General features: G+C 55.2%; 17 protein-coding genes. 4 read left to right on the top strand and 13 right to left on the bottom strand.

Annotation, left to right across the window (positions count from 1 at the left end):
* Window positions 1–30: 30 nt before the first annotated feature.
* The 6 genes from ABVS15_RS01375 to acpP all read right to left on the bottom strand — a co-directional run bounded on the left by ABVS15_RS01375 (window position 31) and on the right by acpP (window position 4,812).
* Window positions 31–978, bottom strand: coding sequence for a beta-ketoacyl-ACP synthase III (locus ABVS15_RS01375; RefSeq protein ID WP_369281998.1), 948 nt, complete (start codon window positions 976–978; stop codon window positions 31–33).
* Window positions 975–1,790, bottom strand: a complete 816-nt coding sequence (locus ABVS15_RS01370) for an acetyl-CoA carboxylase carboxyltransferase subunit alpha (protein WP_369281997.1) — start codon at window positions 1,788–1,790, stop codon at window positions 975–977. The genes ABVS15_RS01375 and ABVS15_RS01370 overlap by 4 nt, the downstream gene beginning before the upstream one ends.
* Entirely contained in the window at window positions 1,783–2,643 is an 861-nt protein-coding gene (gene accD, locus ABVS15_RS01365; protein ID WP_369281996.1) for an acetyl-CoA carboxylase, carboxyltransferase subunit beta, read from the bottom strand. The genes ABVS15_RS01370 and accD overlap by 8 nt, the downstream gene beginning before the upstream one ends.
* Window positions 2,640–4,028: an acetyl-CoA carboxylase biotin carboxylase subunit gene (gene accC / locus ABVS15_RS01360; RefSeq protein ID WP_369281995.1), complete on the bottom strand. Its 1,389-nt coding sequence runs from the start codon at window positions 4,026–4,028 to the stop codon at window positions 2,640–2,642. Before accC ends, accD begins: the two co-directional genes overlap by 4 nt.
* A 2-nt stretch (window positions 4,029–4,030) precedes the next feature.
* Complete coding sequence (locus ABVS15_RS01355; protein ID WP_369281994.1) at window positions 4,031–4,447, bottom strand: acetyl-CoA carboxylase biotin carboxyl carrier protein subunit; 417 nt, start codon at window positions 4,445–4,447, stop codon at window positions 4,031–4,033.
* Between the two features lie 134 nt (window positions 4,448–4,581).
* Window positions 4,582–4,812, bottom strand: coding sequence for an acyl carrier protein (acpP, locus tag ABVS15_RS01350; RefSeq protein ID WP_312613186.1), 231 nt, complete (start codon window positions 4,810–4,812; stop codon window positions 4,582–4,584).
* A gap of 392 nt (window positions 4,813–5,204) precedes the next feature.
* Here acpP and ABVS15_RS01345 point away from each other — a divergent pair, with 392 nt between their 5' ends.
* Both ABVS15_RS01345 and fliB read left to right on the top strand, forming a co-directional pair.
* Window positions 5,205–6,368, top strand: a complete 1,164-nt coding sequence (locus ABVS15_RS01345) for a MalY/PatB family protein (protein WP_369281993.1) — start codon at window positions 5,205–5,207, stop codon at window positions 6,366–6,368.
* Between the two features lie 18 nt (window positions 6,369–6,386).
* On the top strand, window positions 6,387–7,439 hold the full coding sequence (fliB, locus tag ABVS15_RS01340; protein WP_369281992.1) for a flagellin lysine-N-methylase: 1,053 nt from the start codon (window positions 6,387–6,389) through the stop codon (window positions 7,437–7,439).
* Between the two features lie 889 nt (window positions 7,440–8,328).
* Here fliB and ABVS15_RS01335 read toward each other — a convergent pair.
* Both ABVS15_RS01335 and ABVS15_RS01330 read right to left on the bottom strand, forming a co-directional pair.
* A complete protein-coding gene (locus ABVS15_RS01335) occupies window positions 8,329–9,180 on the bottom strand; it encodes a DegV family protein (protein ID WP_369281991.1) in 852 nt (283 codons plus the stop codon).
* Window positions 9,181–9,271: 91 nt separating this feature from the next.
* The gene (locus tag ABVS15_RS01330; RefSeq protein ID WP_369281990.1) at window positions 9,272–10,414 is read right to left on the bottom strand and encodes a glycerate kinase; all 1,143 of its coding nucleotides are present in this window, start codon (window positions 10,412–10,414) and stop codon (window positions 9,272–9,274) included.
* 255 nt (window positions 10,415–10,669) lie between these two features.
* On the opposite strand from ABVS15_RS01330, the gene ABVS15_RS01325 reads away from it, so the two are divergent.
* Window positions 10,670–11,173 (top strand): pyridoxamine 5'-phosphate oxidase family protein, encoded by a 504-nt coding sequence (locus ABVS15_RS01325; RefSeq protein ID WP_369281989.1) that lies wholly within the window; start codon window positions 10,670–10,672, stop codon window positions 11,171–11,173.
* A gap of 138 nt (window positions 11,174–11,311) precedes the next feature.
* Here the strand turns inward: ABVS15_RS01325 and ABVS15_RS01320 are convergent, their stop codons facing one another.
* The 5 genes from ABVS15_RS01320 to ABVS15_RS01300 all read right to left on the bottom strand — a co-directional run bounded on the left by ABVS15_RS01320 (window position 11,312) and on the right by ABVS15_RS01300 (window position 16,354).
* On the bottom strand, window positions 11,312–12,022 hold the full coding sequence (locus tag ABVS15_RS01320) for a hypothetical protein (protein WP_369281988.1): 711 nt from the start codon (window positions 12,020–12,022) through the stop codon (window positions 11,312–11,314).
* A gap of 229 nt (window positions 12,023–12,251) precedes the next feature.
* Complete coding sequence (locus ABVS15_RS01315) at window positions 12,252–12,641, bottom strand: hypothetical protein (protein ID WP_369281987.1); 390 nt, start codon at window positions 12,639–12,641, stop codon at window positions 12,252–12,254.
* 4 nt (window positions 12,642–12,645) lie between these two features.
* Complete coding sequence (locus ABVS15_RS01310) at window positions 12,646–13,335, bottom strand: hypothetical protein (RefSeq protein WP_369281986.1); 690 nt, start codon at window positions 13,333–13,335, stop codon at window positions 12,646–12,648.
* A 626-nt stretch (window positions 13,336–13,961) separates the two neighbouring features.
* Entirely contained in the window at window positions 13,962–14,657 is a 696-nt protein-coding gene (locus ABVS15_RS01305; protein ID WP_369281985.1) for a hypothetical protein, read from the bottom strand.
* 2 nt (window positions 14,658–14,659) lie between these two features.
* Window positions 14,660–16,354 carry a hypothetical protein gene (locus tag ABVS15_RS01300; protein WP_369281984.1) on the bottom strand — a complete coding sequence of 565 codons (1,695 nt, stop codon included), beginning with the start codon at window positions 16,352–16,354 and terminating at the stop codon, window positions 14,660–14,662.
* 354 nt (window positions 16,355–16,708) lie between these two features.
* Here ABVS15_RS01300 and ABVS15_RS01295 point away from each other — a divergent pair, with 354 nt between their 5' ends.
* Window positions 16,709–17,716, top strand: a complete 1,008-nt coding sequence (locus ABVS15_RS01295) for an IS30 family transposase (protein ID WP_369281983.1) — start codon at window positions 16,709–16,711, stop codon at window positions 17,714–17,716.
* The last annotated feature ends 308 nt before the right edge of the window (window positions 17,717–18,024 follow it).

Below are 18,024 nucleotides of genomic sequence, written 5' to 3'. Positions count from 1 at the left end.
TTGCTTCCCCGCAGGCGCGGGTCCGTCCTCTCATTTAAATTCCGCCAGCGCCGCGCCCCACGCGCGTCCGCCGCCAAAGCCCACCAGCATCACCCGGCTGCCGGGGCCCACCTTGCCAAGCTCCGTCAGCTCGCTGAGCACCATGGGAATGCTGGCGGCGGAGGTGTTGCCGTACTTTTCGATGTTTTTGTAGTACTTTTCCTCCGGAATGTGATACTTTCTCACCGCCAGATCAATGATGCGGGTGTTGGCCTGATGGAACACGAAAAAGTCCACGTCGTCAATCGTTTTGCCGCTGCGCGTCAATGCCTGATCCATGCAGGAGGGCACGGCGTTTACCGCGAATTTAAACACCTGCTGGCCCTGCATGAAAATCTGAGGCGGGGCTTTATGGCCCGAACCGGTGACGCCCAGCATTTCGCTGTCGCCCTCGCAGTGCAGCACCGCGCCGAGGGATTCGTATTCCTCGTTCCATTCCACCACGGCTGCCCCCGCCGCGTCGCCAAAGAGAACGCAGGTGCCCCGGTCCTCCCAGTTGATAAAGCGGCTGAGCATCTCCGCCCCCAGCACCAGCCCGTATTTCCGGGGCGAGGCCGCCAGCAGGCATTCCGCCGTGTGGATGGCAAAGAGGAACCCGCTGCACGCGGCGTTGATGTCAAAGCAGACCGTGTCGTTTAAAAGGCCCAGATCCCGCTGCAACAGGCTTGCGGCGTTGGGGGAGAGAAAGTCGGACGAAAACGTGGCCACGATGCACACGCCAATCTCCTCCGGCTTGATTCCGGCACGTTCCAGTGCCGTCTGCGCCGCATGGCGGCACATGTCGGAATGGGTTTCCTCAACGCAGTGGTGGCGGGTCTTGATGCCGGTGCGGGACGTAATCCATTCGTCGTTGGTGTCCACGATTTTCTCAAGGTCGGCGTTGCTGACCAGTTTCGGCGGGGCATAGTGTCCCGCGCCGCAAATTTTAATTCCGCTCATTGGTCCTCCTTCGGGGGTGTCCCCATCTGTCTGAATTTCCGATACCGCCCCGCGGCCAGCGCCTCTCCGCTCTGGCGGGAGACGGCCTTTAAGTTCCGGACAAGCGCCTCGTCCAGCGCACGCAGGGCAATGTCCGGGGCCAGATGCGCGCCTCCTGCCGGTTCGGGAATAATTTCATCAATAATCCCCAATCGCTTGAGGTCCGGGGCGGTGAGCCGCATCAGTTCGCAGGCTTGCCCATGACGGGAGGAATCCTTCCACAGAATGGTTGCAAACCCCTCGGGGGACAAAATGGAATACACCGCGTTTTCCAGCATCAGTACCCGGTCCCCAACGCCCAAGGCCAGCGCGCCGCCACTGTTGCCCTCACCGGTGACGGTGACAAAAATCGGCACGGTGAGGCGGCTCATCTCCATCAGATTTCGTGCGATCGCCTCCCCCTGTCCCCGCTCCTCCGCCTCCATGCCGGGGTAGGCCCCCGGCGTGTCGATAAACGTGAAAATCGGGCGGCGAAACTTCTGCGCCTGATGCATCAGGCGCAGCGCCTTGCGGTAGCCCTCGGGGGAGGGCATCCCGAAATTGTATTTGATGTTTTCGTCCAGCGTGCGGCCCTTGCGGGTGGCAATCACCGTGACAGGCCGCCCATGAAACCGGGCGATGCCGCCCAGAATGCTCTCGTCCTCTCCTGCCAGGCGGTCGCCCCGCTGGATAAAGAGGTCCGTAAACAAAAAGTCAAAAATCTCCTGTGCGTTGGGCCGCTGATGATGGCGGGCAATTGCCACCCGCTCGGCGGCGGTCATGGGCTCACTCATTGCGGCCTCCTTTCCCATGGAGCGCCAGCAGGCGGGAAATCGTGCTCCGCAGCTCACTGCGGGGAACCACCGCGTCTACAAAGCCGTGCTCCAGTTGAAATTCCGCCCGTTGAAAGCCCTCCGGCAGCGTTTGCCCGATGGTTTGCTCGATGACCCGGGGACCGGCAAAGCCGATGAGGGCTCCCGGCTCCGCCAGAATCACGTCGCCAAGGCTTGCAAAGCTGGCGGTGACGCCGCCGGTGGTGGGGTTTGTCAGAATCGAGAGGAAAAAACCTCCCTTTTCATCAAACCGGGCCAAAGCGGCGCTGGTTTTTGCCATCTGCATTAGGGAGAGAATCCCCTCCTGCATTCTCGCGCCGCCGCTGGCGGAGAAGAGGATCAGGGGGAGTTTGCTCTTTGCGGCAAACTCAATGGCGCGGGTGATTTTTTCTCCCACGGCAGCGCTCATGCTGCCAAGAAAAAACCGCCCGTCCAAAACCCCGATCACGCATTTTTGACCATCCACGGACCCCAAGGCGGTGACCACCGCTTCGTTTAGTCCGGTTTTTCTTCGGGTGGCCTCCAGCTTTGCGGCATAGTCGGGGAAATGCAGAGGGTCCGTGGAGGTCAGGCGGGAGTTCAGCTCCCGGAAGGAACCGGCATCCAGAATCGTGCTGAGCCGGTAGTAGCTCCCCAGAGGCATGTGATAGCCACACTGGGGGCAGACGTACTGCGTTTGGGCAAGCGTCCCTGCGCCCACGGTCTGGCCACAGCCGGGGCAGACCGTCCCAGCTGTGGGCGCGTGGGTTTGCCCGTCCCGAAAGGCCTTCATCGCCAGCAGCTTTTGCCGCCGCTGGGCAAAAATCGAAGTCATTTGGCCGCCTCACTTTCCACTGCTTTGCGGTCCCAGTCCACCAGCTCCTGCAAATGATTTTCCAGAAACGCGGTGGTACAGGTTCCCCGGACAAAATCCGGATGGTACAAAATCAGATGGCTCAGCCCTGCGTTGGTGGCGAAGCCCTCGATGGTCAGCTCCTCCAGCGAACGGCGCATCCGGCGGATGGCCTCCAGCCGGGTAGGGGCGTGAACCAAAACCTTTGCCGCCAGAGAATCGTAGTAGGGAGGCAGGGTGTAGCCGCTGTAAAGCCCCGAGTCGATTCGCACGCCCATTCCCCCGGGGAAGTGGACAAAAGCCGCCGTACCGGGGCAAGGGCGGAAATCGGCGGCGGGGTCCTCTGCGTTTACCCGGCACTCAATGGCGTGGCCGTTCAGCGTCACGTCTTCCTGCGCAAAGCCCAGAGAAAGCCCGGCCGCGATGCGGATTTGCTGGCGCACCAGGTCCACCCCGGTGACAAGCTCGGTAATTCCGTGTTCTACCTGAATGCGGGTGTTCATCTCGCAGAAGTAAAACCGTCCATCCTCCGCCAGAAGGAATTCCACTGTCCCCGCGTTTTCATAGCCCACGGCCCGGGCGGCGCGAACTGCCGCCTCGCCCATCTCCCGGCGCAGCTCCGGCGTGAGACACCGGGCGGGAGCCTCCTCAATCAGCTTTTGGTTCCGCCGCTGAATGGAGCAGTCCCGGTCGAAGAGGTGAATCGTGTTTCCATGGCTGTCCGCCAGAATCTGAAACTCAATGTGCCGGGGATTCACCACAAATTTTTCAAGATACATGGTTCCGTCGCCAAAACAGGCCATGGCCTCTGCCACGGCCTCGTGGAACGCGGCGGGCAACTCCTCGGGAGCTTCCACCTTGCGGATGCCCCGCCCGCCGCCGCCGGCGCTGGCTTTCAGAAGCACGGGATAGCCCACCTGTCCGGCGACTTTCAGAGCGGCATCCACATCGGCCAGCGGGCCGCCGGAGCCGGGAACCGTGGGAACACCCGCCGCGGACATGAGCGCGCAGGCGGCGGCCTTGCTTCCCGCCTTGCGGATGGAATCACCGGAGGGGCCGATGAATTTCAGCCCCGCAGCGGCGCAGGCGTCGGCAAAGTCGGCGTTTTCCGACAAAAAGCCATATCCGGGGTGAACCGCATCGCAGCCGGTGGCCTTGGCGGCGGTCAAAAGCGCCGCCTGATTGAGATAGCTGTCGGCGGCCTTGGGCGGACCGATGCAAACGCTCCGGGTGGCAAGCTGGACGTGGAGTGCATCCGCGTCGGCGGTGGAATACACCGCCACCGTTTCAATCTCCATTTCCCGACAGGCCCGCAGCACCCGCAGTGCAATTTCGCCCCGGTTGGCAATCAAAATGCGCCTGAACATGGTTACGCCTCCCGATAACGGAAGATGGGCGCGTCAAAGCCCAGCAGGTCGCCGTTTTTCACCAGCGCCTCTTCAATCACGCAGTCGCAGGGGGCCGTCACCTCGCTCATCATTTTCATGGCTTCGATGAGACACACGGTCTGCCCCTTGCTCACGCGGTCACCCGAATTGACAAGGGGAGGCCGGTCAGGGGCGGGGGCGGCATAAAACGTTCCCACCAGCGGGGCCCGAATCACCGGCCCCTCCTGCGGGTTGGGGGCGGACATGGCGGGAGACGCAGGAGCGGCGGCAGCGTCGGGCGTTGCCGCCGTACCCGCCCGGCTCAGCTCCAGCTCGTCGCCGCCAACGCAGACACGCATGGTCAAAATGCCGCTTTTTTCAAAGCGGTCCATCAGTTCAAAAATCTCGGAGTTGGTCATGATTCTCCTTCCTTTATTCGCGTCCCGGGCGTTCACCGGGGACGCGCGCCTTTTGACGCCCACAGGGGCGCACAAAAAACCTTTATAGCGCGAAAGGGAACCGCAGCGGTTCCCTTTCGGTCGATGTGCGGCAATCAGGCCTTGTGAGCTTCCAGATACTTCACGATATCGCCCACGGTTTTCAGGTTGGGAAGCTCCGCGTCGTCAATGGCCACGCCTGTGGCCTCCTCCAGCGCCATCACCAGCTCCACGGAGGCCAGGGAATCCGCGCCCAGGTCCTCTGCCAGAGTGGCCTCCAGTGTCACCTGCTCGGCCTCGCAGGCCAGTGTTTCCACGATTACGTCCCGTACCTTCTCAAAATCCATTGTCAATATCTCCTTAAATTCATGTAGTTAAGTTTATTTAGTCAAAAAAATTGAACTAATTTGAGGTAATTTTAAACGCCACAGCCAGGTTTGTCAATAGGAAAAAAAGCGGAATTTTGCCGCTGGCACCATAAAAAGGATGTGACTTATTCCTTGGCGGGGGGAGAACAGCCGGGATTGCGCAGGGGGCGGAAGCGTGGTAAAATAGCGGCAAAGCAGCGGATTTGGTTTACGTCCCGCAGGTTTTTAAAGCCGTGCAAAGCCGCAGAATATGGCGGACAGGTCATTCGCGTTCTGCGCTGCGCGGACCGACGCCGGGAATGGGTTGCTTTGTGCAGGCGATAACCCGACGGCGAATAATCCACAGGCAATTCTGGAAAGTGAGGCTATTTATGAAATACGATTTTGATACTGTCATCGACCGCTCCGGTAACCGTGCCGCCAAATACGACGAGCGGCTGAAAAAGTTCGGCACGGAGGACGTGATTCCCCTGTGGATTGCGGACATGGACTTTCGCACTGCCCAGCCCATCGTCGACGCGCTGAAGGCGCGGGCTGAGGAGGGCATCTGGGGCTATACCGCCCGGCCCGACAGCTACTTTACTGCCATCCGCGGCTGGCAGAAGCGGCGCAACGGCTGGGACATCGACCAGAGCCTGATGAGTTTCAGCCTTGGCGTGGTGCAGACGCTTTCCGCCTGTGTGCGGCTGTTCACCCCGGAGGGGGGCAGCGTCCTGATTCAGACCCCGGTGTATTCCGAGTTTTACGACATGACCGAGGCGTGGGAGCGCACGGTGGTGGAAAATCCCCTTGTGGAAAAGGACGGCAAGTGGACCGTGGACTGGGTCGACTTTGAGGAAAAGCTGGGCCGGAGCGACCTCTTTATTCTGTGCAACCCCCACAATCCTCTGGGCATCGTCTGGACGGCGGAGGAGCTGCGGCGGATGGGAGAGCTGTGCGACAAATACCGCGTGCCCATGGTGTCCGACGAGATTCACTCCGACTTGATTTTCCACGGGAAAAAGCACACCGTCGCGGCCAGCGTTGCGGAAAACGTCATCACCTGCATTTCCGGTACCAAGACCTTCAATCTGGCAGGCCTGCAGGCCAGCACGGTGGTGTTCCCCAACCGGCACAAAAAGCAGGTGTTTGACCGCTTCTGGCATCGCATGGACATTCACCGCAACAACGCCTTTTCCCTCACGGCCATGGAGGCTGCGTTTACCCATGGGGACGAATGGCTGGACCAGCTTCTTCCGTATCTTTCCGCCAATTTTGACTACATCCATGACTACTGCGCCGCGCATATACCGCAGATTCGCCCCACCGTGCCGGACGCTACCTATCTCGTCTGGCTGGACTGCCGTGCGCTGGGGTTGAGCAACCGGGAGCTGCACGACTTTATGATTCAAAAGGCGCGGCTGGGCCTGAACGACGGGGATTCCTTCGGACGGAGCCTCAGCGGCTTCATGCGCTTAAACGCCGCCTGTCCACGCTCTGTGCTGGAGCAGGCCATGGAGCGGTTGAAAGCCGCCGTGGATAGCTTAAATCTTTAATATAAGGGAGCGGGCGGCATGCAATTGCGGGCGCCGGATTATCTGGAACAATTTCAGTGCCTTGCGGGCGCGTGCCCCCACTCCTGCTGTCAGGGCTGGGAGGTAGTGGTGGACGAAGCTTCCGCCGAATTTTACCGCACCCTGCCGGAGCCGCTGGGAGAGCGGCTCCGGGCAGCCCTGCAAACCGAGGACGGAGAGGACTATTTTGCCCTGACGGACACGGGCCGCTGCCCCTTTTGGGATACGGACGGCCTGTGCGCCATCCACCGGGCGCTTGGACCGGAGCGGACCAGCGAGGTCTGCCGCAGCCATCCCCGGTTTATTGAGGACTACGGCCCGCTGCGGGAGACAAATCTCGTCGCTTCCTGTCCGGAGGCCTGCCGCCTGCTGCTCTCTTCCTCCGCGCCGCTGATGTTTCCTCGGACGGAAACGGACGAGAAGGGCGAGTCGGGGGACCCTTGGCTGGATCCGCTGCTGGTTGTCCGGGAGAAGCTTTTTGAAGTTTTACAGGACCGTTCCCTCAAAATTGGTTTCCGCCTTTCGGAGCTGCTGGCCTTGGCGGCGGAAGCCCAGATTTTGCTGGACGAGGACGAGGCCCCGTCACTCCCGGCCCTTTGCCGGGCGTGGTCGGCTCCTGCCCCCGTTTGTCAGATGGACGGGGAGGGGATTTTTCCCCGTGCGTGGGAGATGCTGTCCGGTCTGGAAATTCTGGGAGATGATTGGCGGGCGCTGTTGTGTCGGGGGAGGGAAGCCGTTCCCGGTGCGGTCCCGGAAGCTCTGCTGGAACGGATTGTCGCCTACTTTCTGTTTCGCTATGCCCTCAAGGCCGTCAACGACGGGGATTTGCTGGGGCGGGTGCAGCTTGCCCTGCTGGGCGGTTTGGTGGTGGATCGGGCGGCAAGCCTTCTGCCCCTTGATAAGGCCCTGCGGCTCTACTGCCGGGAGATTGAGCACAATGAGGATAACATAGAGGCGCTGCTGTCTGTGTTTCGCACCGAGCCCACCCTGTCACTCTCCGCCTTTTTCCGAACACTGGGGGATGATGCAGTGGAGGGCTTAAAGTCTGAGTAAGCGTGATGTGAAACTGCACAAAAATCAGTGATAAAATAATTACAAAATGTAGAAACGCACAAAAGCCACTTGACTTTTATGCGCTAATGTGGTATTTAATAATTACCGGAAGGAAGTGAGTCCAATGGGCTAGCTGGTTCAGCGAAATCCAGTCTCATTTCTCACCGCCGCGTTTGGAAGTATTCCGCAATTTCACCGCAAGTGCAGGCTGATTTCAGCGAATAGATCTTTCCCCGCAAAGATAAATACTTTCCCGGCAACCCGGCAAAGCCTTGGCGAATTTCCGGCAGACTCCAGTAAACCCACGGAGGGAACCAAAGACGAGACATAACTCATTTCAATGAGAATCACGAGATTCGGTTTTGGCAATGTCCAAGGCAACTATCTGCGTGCACCTGATGTTTTATGGATTGGCTGCCACCGAGAGTTTTTCCTGTTTCCCGGTCATCCCAAAGCTTTTTCCGGTATCCCGCAGCGTAAGTCTCAGTATCCCGGCCTTCCAAACGTGAATCTACGAAAGTAAGAGGTAGCAACATGGCAGAGAACCCCAGTCAGAAGTAACCCCCCATCTGCGTTGGACAGATGGGGGGTTGTGTTTTTTAATAACGATTCGACGTCCCGGAAGGGGCGTGTTTTTTTGCCCAGAAGCATTCGCAGTCGTTTTTAGCCGGACAAGGGAGAGGGCACAGAGTGGGAGAGGGACGCGCGAAGAGAACCCGGGGGAGCAAACACGCCGGAAGGATCTAGGAAAAAACGCGGAGAAGTAAGAACGTAAAAAATGAGCCCGGAAAATGGAAGAAGGTCACAGGAAGAAAGGCCCCGGCGGAAATTCTCGCCTCCGGAGTAAAACCCTGCCCCGGCGAACGCTTGTCCGCCGGGGCAGGGTTTTTCAGTCGGTGTTCTTTTTGTGGAAAAACGCGATGCCCAGCGTGTTTGGTCCGCAGTGGGAGAAAATCGTGCAGCCCGCCTTGCCCTCTAAAATGGTGCCAAAGCGTCCGTCTGCCCGCAGAATCTCCCGGGCCGTGTTCGCAAGCTCCGGGCCGAAAGAGGTGTCCACCAGCCAGACGCGTTCCGTGTCAATGTCCGTCCGTCCGTCCAGCCGGTCGTGGAGGTATTCCGTTACCACCCGCTCAATGGAGCCCCGGTATTTTTTTGTGACGGACATTTTCCCGTCAATGACCTCCACACAGGGGTGCAGCTTCAAAAGATTTGCCCCGATGGCGGTTACGGAATTGCAGCGCCCGCCTTTTTTCATATAATCCAGCCGGTCCAGTACAAAGCTGACCTCCAGCCGGTCGCGCAGGTTTTCCAGTTCCGCAACAATTTCCTCCGGAGGGCGGCCCTCCCGCGCCATCCGCGCCGCCCGCAGGGTAAGCTCACCGATGCCCACCGTCAGGTTGGCGGAATCCACCACGTAGACGCCCCGCAGCTCCTCCGCCACAATTCTGGCATTTTGATGACAAGAGGAAAAACCGGCGCCCAGATTGATATGGATGACCGCGTCGTATTCCTTCAGCAGATTGCTGAACAGCTCGTGGTAATCCGCCGTGTTTACCGCACTGGTGGTGGTGATGTCGCCGCCGGCGTCCACATGGGCGGCAATGTCCGCCGGATGGATGTCAACGCCGTCCCGGTAGACACGCTCGCCTTTTACAATGCCCAGCGGCACCACCGTGATATTGTTTTCCTCCAGCAGGGCGACCGGCAGGTCGCAGGTGCTGTCCGTGGTAATTTTAATCATGGGCGGGCTTGCTCCTTTTCGTGATGTCTGATTTCCTGAAAACTGTCAAGTTATTTTCGGCCCGTCTGCCGTAAATGATTTATCAATATTATCACAGCCGCTCTGAAATTTCAAGAGTGCGGCACAGCCGCAGAATATCTCCCGCCGCGGCGCGCAGGTCCCGGCGGCTCCTAAGCCGCGCCTGCTCATAAGGCACCGCCACGCGGTTGATGGAGAAAACCGCCGTAATGCCGAGTGCGTAGATCTCCTCCGCGCCCTCTCCAACATCGCCTACCAGAGCGATGACCGGCACACCGCGAAGGGCGGCCCGCCGGGCCACACCCACCGCCACCTTTCCATAGAGGCTTTGACGGTCCAGGCAGCCCTCGCCGGTGATGACCAAGTCCGCTCCGGCAAGTGCTTTGTCAAAGTCCACCGTGTCCAGCACTGTTTCGATGCCCATTTGCAGGCGGCTCTTAAAAAACGCAGTCATTCCCGCGCCCATTCCACCCGCTGCTCCCGCGCCGGGGAGACTGAGAACCTCCGCGCCGCAGTCCCGATGCAGCAGGTCGGAAAGATGGGCAAGCCCCTCGTCCAGTCGCAGGACCATGGCCGCATCCGCCCCTTTCTGGGGGCCAAACACCGCCGCCGCTCCCGTCGGGCCGCAGAGGGGATTGTCAATGTCCCACATGGTTACGATAGGAAGGGCGGCAAGAGCAGGGTCAAGTCCCAACAGGTCGATGCGGGCAATGTCCCGCAGGGTTCCCCCGACGGGTGTAAAAAGAGTTCCCTCTTCGTCAAAAAACCGGATGCCGCAGGCCGCCGCGGCTCCACAGCCGCCGTCGTTGGTGGCGCTGCCGCCAAGGCACATAATGATTTTCCTCGCGCCCCGAATCGCCGCATGGCGCAGCAGTTCCCCCACGCCAAAGGTGGTGGTGCACTCCGGATTTTTGGGGTCGGCCAGAGGAAGACCCGCAGCTGCGGCCATCTCCACCACTGCCGTCCCGTCGGGCAAAAGGCCGTACTCCGCCTCAATGCGCTGCCCGTTGGGGCCAATGCAGCCCGTGCGCACCCGCTCGCCGCCGCAGGCGGTGAGAAATGCGTCCACGCTGCCCTCGCCCCCGTCCGCCACGGGAAGGGATAGAATCTCCGTCTCCGGAAAAATTTCACCAATGGCGGCGGTCAGCTCTTCGCAGACTTCCCGGGAAGTCATGGTCCCCTTAAAGGAATCGGGGGCCAGAATAATTTTTTTCATGGCGCTCCCTCCCAAAACGGTTTCAAAAGCGGATGCTTTCTATTTAATATTGTATCATACCCCTGTCGTGCTGTCTAAGAAAATTTGCGGTGCGGCCCGATGCGTCAAATTTGCGGACTCGGGCCATTGAATGTGCCCGGCTATGAAGAACGGAAATGTTGACTTTGCCCATTGGGCGTCGTATACTTTAAAAAATATTGTCTGCCAGAAAAGCATACCAGACCTTTTTCGGCAGGTTTCGGAAGGAGCGCGGCTATGTTTCGTGAAATGCGCAGAAAGAGGCAGCTGTTATCAGAGGAGGACGCGGTTGGTGTTCTGAACCGGGGAACGGCAGGCGTTCTTGCCCTGTCCGGGGACGACGGTTATCCTTATGCTGTTCCCCTGAGCTATGTGTATGACTGCTCCAAAATCTATTTCCATGGTGCAAAAGAAGGGCACAAGATTGATGCGATCCGCCGGTGTGAAAAGGCCTCCTTTTGCGTAGTGGACCGGGACCAGGTAGTGCCGGAGGAATACACTTCCTACTTTAGAAGCGTGATTGTCTTTGGTGCGCTCCGGATTTTAGAGGATGACGCTGAAAAGATGGAGGCCATCAAAAAGCTGGCTGTCAAATACGCTCCGGAAAACAGCGCCCAAAGGCTTAAAGAGGCCATTGACCGGGAGTGGAAGCCCCTTTGCGTAATGGAGATGACCGTTCACCATATGACGGGGAAAGAGGCCATCGAGCTGATGAAAAAACGTCCGGAACAGGGTGTATGACAGCGGCCGCATAAGCCCCGCAAGTGTGAAGCCGCGAATTATTGAAAAGGGCACGGGCCGTCAATTGACGGCCCGTGCCCTTTTTGATACGCACAGGAAGAATTAAAAAACACGAAGCTACCGTCTGAACACGGCAGCTTAATCGTTTTCTAAAGTCCTTAAAATTGTTGGTGGATTCTGAAACAAAATATCATTTTCCTCGCAAACCGCTGCGATCAGCTTCTGCAATTCACCCACGTCAACCGTTTCGGGATTCAGCGTTATATAAAGCGCGCACGGACCCCATTCGCTCAGGTCAAACCACACATCGTAATTTCCGACGGCAACCGCTTTGGCGGCATCCTCCGCACTTAAAATCGCGGGCGTATCCGGCAATACGTAAAAATCAAAAAAACTGGGGTCTGCCGTGTTGATTTCCTGATTCATCCAAAACGCAGTTGCGTCAAAGCCTCTTGCCAGAAGCTCCAGCGTTTTTTCATTCCTTACGTAAATTGAAACGGGAGAACCTATATCCTCCAGAAAGCGACGATACCGCACGGGAAAGCGTTCGGGATGGAACTTCTCTTTTTTTGAAAATTCCCTATTGGAGCCGATTTTTGTCAAAACCAGTCCGGAACCGCAGATGCGTTTCATAATCTCCATACTTAGCGTTACGATTCTGCGGTCATCCTCGCCTACGTTAGCGCCAAATTCATATTGAATGTGCGTATTTGGAACGGTTTTCTGGGCTTCGTCCGTGCACTTGACAAAGTGCAGACTACCGTCCGGCGGCCAATCATCCGGCGTCAACGTAGATTCGTGATGCCGTGGGAAATAGTAAAGGTCCCATAAAAGTTTAATCAGTCCCATATCTAATCCTCCGGACAAGTAATGTCCACGATATACCGCCCAAGCGCGTCCCCGCCTATGGCTCCGCCGATACCGCCAACAAGACCTAAAACGGGGACCGCAATAAATGCGGCCGGACCGGTTGCCACGCCCACCAGCGCGCAGTCGCTCAGGAATCGTATTCGATACTGTAATAGATGCAGGCGTCCAAATCGTAAATTTCAAATAAATAGTTGTGACAATACCTGCCTTAAAATTCCTCCGGAGTTTCATCTTTGAAATACCACAGGCCATTGATAACCTGTGCGGCGGCCTCTGCTTCGGAGACATATCTCAACTGCAATTGTATATTTCCAGGGATCGGTGATTCCTGAAACCCGTTCTTATGCAACTGTTGTGCAAACTCTTCGGATTTATCCGGCAAGATGTGCGCCGTGATGGTGGCAGTCCCATTTTCTGGAAATCCATCATAGTCATTCGTTCTTATGACCTGCGTTCCCGCCGGGAAAATAATGCGATCTTCTGAATTTATGTAATTTACCCATGTGAAACACAGTGCAACTAAGAGCGGCAACAAAACAAAAAGTCCAAACCCACCCAACACGCTATAGAGCATGGAATGATCCCGTCTTCGTGCCATACAACTACCCTTCGTACCCTTTCGGATTCTGAAACAAAATATTATTTTCTTCGCAAACCGCTGCGATCAGTTCCTGCAATTCACCCGCGTCAACCGTTTCGGGATTCAGTGTTACATATAGAGCGGAAGCTCCATTTTCACAGATCTGAAACCACACATCGTAATTTCCGGCGGCAACCGCTTTGGTGGCATCCTCCGCACTTGAAATTGCGGGCGTATCCGGCAAAATATAAAAATCAAAGTAGCAGCGATTTTCTGTATCGATTTTCTGATTTGCCCAGAGGGCGGTCCCGTCAAAGCCGTCCGTCAGAAGAAACAGCGTTCTTTCGTTTCCCGCGTACATTGAGATCGGGGAATCCATGCCCTCCAAAAACTCACGATACCGCACGGTAAAGAGCAAATGTTTTGAATTGCGTGCCTCTTTTTTTGAAAACTCCCTGTCTGAGTGAATTTTTGTTAAAACTTGTCTGAAACCGCAAAATCGCTTCATAATTTCCGCGCTGAGTCTTACAATTCTGGCGTCATATTCATCTAAATCCTGTGTAAACTCGTAGCGAATGTAAGTGCCTGAAATATTTTTTGAGGATTCTTCTGTGCATTCCAGAAAGTACATTGTGTCGCACGATGCCTGCTCATTTTGCACGGCATACTGCGCAGAAAGCGCTCGCTTAAAAAAGCCGTTGATAAAGCTCATTTCAATTTAATCCTCCGTACAAGTAATGTCCACGATATACCGCCCAAGCGCGTCCCGGACTATGGCTCCGCCGATACCGCCAACAAGACCTAAAACGGGGACCGCAATAAATGCGGCCGGACCGAATGTTGCGCCCGCCAGCGCGCAGTCGCTCAGGAATCGTATTCGATACTGTAATAGATATAGGCGTCCAAATCGTAAATTTCAAATGTATAATTAAAACAGTCTCCTCCAGAAAATTCTTTATTAGGGGTATCGTCTTGAAAATACCATAGACCATTGGTGACCTGAGCGGCGTCCGCTGCTTCTGTGACTCCCTGCAACTGCATATGCACAAACTCGGAAATTGGCGTTTCTACGAATCCATCCTCCTTAAGTTTTGAGCAAACTCCTCAGATGCCTCCGGTAAAATATGAGCTGTAATGGTTGCAATTCCATCCCCGGGAAATCCGTGATCATCTGTTTGTGAGACCTGCGTCCCCTCCGGGGAAAAAGGGTGGGATTTTGAATACATATAGCTGGGCCATATAAAATACAGTGCGATTAAAAGCGGCAGCAACACAAAGAGTCAAAACCCACCCAACACGCCATAGAGCATGGAATGATCCCGTCTTCGTGCCATACAACTACCCTTCGTACCCTTTCGGATTCTGAAACAAAATATCATTTTCCTCGCAAACCTCTGCGATCAGTTCCTGCAATTCGCCCACGTCAACCGTTTCGGGATTCAGCGTTACATATAGGGCACACGGCCCCCATTCGCTCAGACTAAACCACACGTCGTACTCCCCAGCGGCAGCCGCTTTGGAGGTTTCTTCCGCGCTTGAAATTAGGGCGCTTTCCGGAAAAACGTAATAATCAAAAAAGCAGTCATCCGTTCGATCAAGCTCCTTAAATGCAGCCAGCGCGGTTCCATCAAAGCCATAGGTGCAAAAGAAGAGTTCCTTATCATGTCCTGCATAGATAGGGGTCTGCGGCTGAGTTTGCTGCAAAAACCGCTGATACCGCACAGGAAAGCGATCGGGTGGAGATTTTTCTTTTTTAGAAACCTCCCTGACGGATCTTATTTTTGTTAAAACCCGTCTGGAAACACAGAAACGCTTCATAATCTCTATGCCGAGTTCCCCAATTCTACGATCATACTCATCTTCGTTTGACGAAAATTCATAGTTTCTATACGTTTCTGGTATAGATTTCCAAGAGGCGGTCCCACATTCAATAAAATGCAGACTACCGTCCGGCGGCCAGTTGCCCGGCGGCAACGTAGATTCGTGATGCCGTGGGAAATAGTAAAGGTCCCATAAAAGTTTAATCAGTCCCATATCTAATCCTCCGTACAAGTGATGTCCACGATGTATCTCCCAAGGGCATCCCCGCCCAAAGCACCGACAATGCCGCCCGCAAGACTTAAAACTGGGACCGCAATAAATGCGGCCGGACCGGTTGCCACGCCCGCAAGCGCGCCCAGCTGTGCCCCCAGCGCGGCGCCCGCCCAGCTTCCACCGATACCGACGGCGGTGGAAAGCGTTGTTTTGCCAAGTTTCCGATCTGCATCCTTTAAGTCCGCGTCAATAGTTGTTCCTAACTCCAAAGCATCCAGGGCAATCCCTGCCACCAGCAATACTTTTCCGGCAACACGAACCTTCTTGCCGGCGCTTTTCAAATCTTTTAGCATGTCGTAAGCGCTATCACTGAGCCGAAAATGATTATATCTGTTTTTAAGCCAAGATTGAAGCGCAGTGGGATGATTCCCAAAATCAACATTGAGGTGATTATAATCAATCGGCAGTTGCTCCCCGCGAAAGAAAACTTTATGCGGCACTCCGTTTTTGCTAATATGAGGTGTATCGATTCGAAGATACCGATAGCCAGTCTTTACATCTGCAATCGAATTATTGGGCATGTTGTTACTGCCTGCAATCATTAATCCTCCTGCGTTATTTTGCAGCGGGTCAATCCATGCAAGTGTCGGCACCGTTCCGTGCTCCAAATTTTTAATAAATCTCTCCCACGCAGCTAGCGTTTTTCCTCCATAAACGCCGTCCTCATTGAGATGCTCGCCAATCCCCAACTGGTTTAGCTTACTTTGCAGCTCCCGAATCTTCGCCGGGTCGCCGCCCACAAACCACGCCAGCTTTTCTATTTTGCCGCTGGCCGAGCCGGTACTGATACCGCAGCGCTCCAACTCGCCGACGGCAAGCTTCAGTTCTTTGGCGGTATCATCGGTGATGTAATTGTTCTCCCGCTCATTGCGCTCCAGGTCCTGATCCAGCTGGTGAGCAATGGATTCCAGCGAACTTTTCAGCAGACCGTCATAGTCCGGGCTTCCCCAGCGGGCGCTGTACATGGTTGGGACATCCTGTCGAAAAACAACCCGCTCCATGCGGTCCAGATATTCGCGGCTCCCGATGGAGTGTCCGCACTTTCCCCGGATATCCGCCGTATCGCTTCCAGCCTGATAGGCGTCCGCAACCTCCTGCAAAAAGTCCTTGCCCTTTCCCTGCGCAACGTCTTCCAGAAATGCCCGCTTTTTCTCGCTGCTTCCGGCGGCAAAAGCGATGCCCCAGTCCGCAGCCTTTTCAATGAGATCAATGCATTCACTTGAAAAGAAATCCGGATTGTTTTTTACCTTGCGGATGGCGGCTTCAATTGCGCGCTCGTCGCTGAAAGGATTGCTGAAAAGACCCGAGAGATTCAGCATAGTAATGCATTCGCCGCTGTGGGTGCAGGAAGTATCTGCCATTCTGCAAACATCATACAGCCCTTGAACCTGTTTTGCAAGGGTATTTCGACCCCCGGAATCAATGGAAGAGAGTCGCTTTTTATGCTCCTGCAAATCTTCGTGGATTTCCTCCACCATGTCGCTTGCCCGACTGCCGGTTTCCCGCAGTGTTTCCTGATAGCTTGCCTCTGATGCCCGCTGCATCAGTCCGCCGAAAAAGGTGGAGCGGTTTACCCGACTCCAATACTCGCCGCTTCCCAAAACGGCTCCGTTTTCTCCAATCGCTTCTCTGCTCATGCCGTGCCTCCTAAAAGTCCTTTTGATAAAAGGCGTGACAATGGAGAGAAGTTGTACAATAATGTGCAACTTCTCTCCATTGATTCTGTCTGGTGAAATGCCCTTGTAAAACAGGTTCAGGGGCTGTATGATGTTTGTGGAAGGGCAGGTATTTCCTGTGCCCACAGCGGCGCATTGCCATGTAGAACCTGACGGGCCTTTTCAGCATTTCTTTCAGCGATGGGTGAGCAATTGAAGCGGCCATCCAAAAGCTTGAATTTACAATGTAAGTGCAGCAGTAAAAAATAATGACTCAGAGCAGGGAATCCGATACCATAGTGTTTGTGAGGACAACTATGGGAGGATACCAAGACAATGAGTCATTACCATCATCTTAGCATATCGGAACGAGAAAAGATACTTGTATTGCGTACAGAAGGTAAAAGTGTACGAAGGATAGCGGGTGAAATCGGACGTTCCGCATCAACGATATCTCGAGAGCTGCGCCGTAACCAGCTTCACCATGAAAGGTATTCCGCAATAGATGCACAAAGGAGCTACCATAACCGCCGCAAGAAATGCAGGCGGCAGAGGCTACTCTCAAACATGCTGCTAAAGGAAACTGTGATGCGTTTGTTTCTTAAAGAGCAATGGTCTCCGGAACAAATAGCGAATCGCCTTGTACACGAGAACAACCAACTCAGAGTCAGCTATGCTACTATTTATCGGGCAATTTATTCCGGGGCGTTTGATACGCCGGAGCAAAGGCGTTCCAAGGGAAATCGGGGTGCAATTAGGAATCTACGCCATCGGGGAAAAACCAGACGCCGCCAAGGAACCGTTGAAACCAGAGGCAAAATTGCAATCAGCAACCGCATTCAAGAGCGCCCCCAAGAAGCTGACGATCGGCAAATTATTGGGCATTGGGAAGCGGATACTGTGGCTGGGAAAACAGGCTCTGCCTGTCTTGTAACCATCACAGATCGGTGCAGCCGGTATCTGCTGGCCGGAAAGGTAGCAAAGCGATATTCGGCTCTGGTTGCAGACAAGATGATCTCTTTGTTATCCGCTTTGCCTAAGAAGAAACGCAGAACCATCACGCCTGACCGGGGAAAAGAGTTTTCTAAGCATAGTTGCGTAACGAAGGCATTAAACGGAGTGCAGTTCTACTTCCCAGCCCCCCATGCGCCCTGGCAACGGGGCACAAATGAAAATACCAATGGTCTGCTTCGAGAATATCTGCCCAAGTCTTTTGACATCGCACTTTCTTCAGAAAACCAAATTGCAGACTTCATTAAAAAGCTCAATCACAGACCTCGCAAATGCTTAGGATGGAAAACTCCCTTTGAAGTCTTTTTTCAAAAATCGTTGCACTTGACTTGACAATTCAAGATTCAAAAATTCACCCTTTTTACCCTGAGGGAACACAAGTCACGAGAACAGATGACCGTGGATTTCGCGCGGGTGGCGCCGCAACTGATACGGCTTATATTCTACCGGGGGAATCCGAGAAGTTTGCGCAAAAGCTGCGGGAGGATGGATTTTAAGAAACTCCGCTTTCCAATTTTGCACAGCAGACCTTGTCACACATCAAGGAGTTGGAATATGTAGTTCAGATCACCAATGGCGTGTGGCTTTTCTGGGATAACAGTCCTGAAGAGACTTCAAACGGAGACTACACAGATTTCCGG

Origin of the sequence: Oscillibacter sp. GMB15532, assembly GCF_041020825.1 — a bacterium.
Classification (GTDB): domain Bacteria; phylum Bacillota; class Clostridia; order Oscillospirales; family Oscillospiraceae; genus Oscillibacter.
The sequence above is the reverse complement of the archived record's forward strand: the minus strand, read 5'-3'. Positions and strand labels throughout refer to the sequence as shown.

Excerpts from the sequence above, each read along its gene's own strand:
- ABVS15_RS01375 (WP_369281998.1), bottom strand. The coding sequence starts at position 978 with ATGAGCGGAATTAAAATTTGCGGCGCGGGACACTATGCCCCGCCGAAA.
- ABVS15_RS01370 (WP_369281997.1), bottom strand. The coding sequence starts at position 1,790 with ATGAGTGAGCCCATGACCGCCGCCGAGCGGGTGGCAATTGCCCGCCAT.
- accD (WP_369281996.1), bottom strand. The coding sequence starts at position 2,643 with ATGACTTCGATTTTTGCCCAGCGGCGGCAAAAGCTGCTGGCGATGAAG.
- accC (WP_369281995.1), bottom strand. The coding sequence starts at position 4,028 with ATGTTCAGGCGCATTTTGATTGCCAACCGGGGCGAAATTGCACTGCGG.
- ABVS15_RS01355 (WP_369281994.1), bottom strand. The coding sequence starts at position 4,447 with ATGACCAACTCCGAGATTTTTGAACTGATGGACCGCTTTGAAAAAAGC.
- acpP (WP_312613186.1), bottom strand. The coding sequence starts at position 4,812 with ATGGATTTTGAGAAGGTACGGGACGTAATCGTGGAAACACTGGCCTGC.
- ABVS15_RS01345 (WP_369281993.1), top strand. The coding sequence starts at position 5,205 with ATGAAATACGATTTTGATACTGTCATCGACCGCTCCGGTAACCGTGCC.
- fliB (WP_369281992.1), top strand. The coding sequence starts at position 6,387 with ATGCAATTGCGGGCGCCGGATTATCTGGAACAATTTCAGTGCCTTGCG.
- ABVS15_RS01335 (WP_369281991.1), bottom strand. The coding sequence starts at position 9,180 with ATGATTAAAATTACCACGGACAGCACCTGCGACCTGCCGGTCGCCCTG.
- ABVS15_RS01330 (WP_369281990.1), bottom strand. The coding sequence starts at position 10,414 with ATGAAAAAAATTATTCTGGCCCCCGATTCCTTTAAGGGGACCATGACT.
- ABVS15_RS01325 (WP_369281989.1), top strand. The coding sequence starts at position 10,670 with ATGTTTCGTGAAATGCGCAGAAAGAGGCAGCTGTTATCAGAGGAGGAC.
- ABVS15_RS01320 (WP_369281988.1), bottom strand. The coding sequence starts at position 12,022 with ATGGGACTGATTAAACTTTTATGGGACCTTTACTATTTCCCACGGCAT.
- ABVS15_RS01315 (WP_369281987.1), bottom strand. The coding sequence starts at position 12,641 with ATGGCACGAAGACGGGATCATTCCATGCTCTATAGCGTGTTGGGTGGG.
- ABVS15_RS01310 (WP_369281986.1), bottom strand. The coding sequence starts at position 13,335 with ATGAGCTTTATCAACGGCTTTTTTAAGCGAGCGCTTTCTGCGCAGTAT.
- ABVS15_RS01305 (WP_369281985.1), bottom strand. The coding sequence starts at position 14,657 with ATGGGACTGATTAAACTTTTATGGGACCTTTACTATTTCCCACGGCAT.
- ABVS15_RS01300 (WP_369281984.1), bottom strand. The coding sequence starts at position 16,354 with ATGAGCAGAGAAGCGATTGGAGAAAACGGAGCCGTTTTGGGAAGCGGC.
- ABVS15_RS01295 (WP_369281983.1), top strand. The coding sequence starts at position 16,709 with ATGAGTCATTACCATCATCTTAGCATATCGGAACGAGAAAAGATACTT.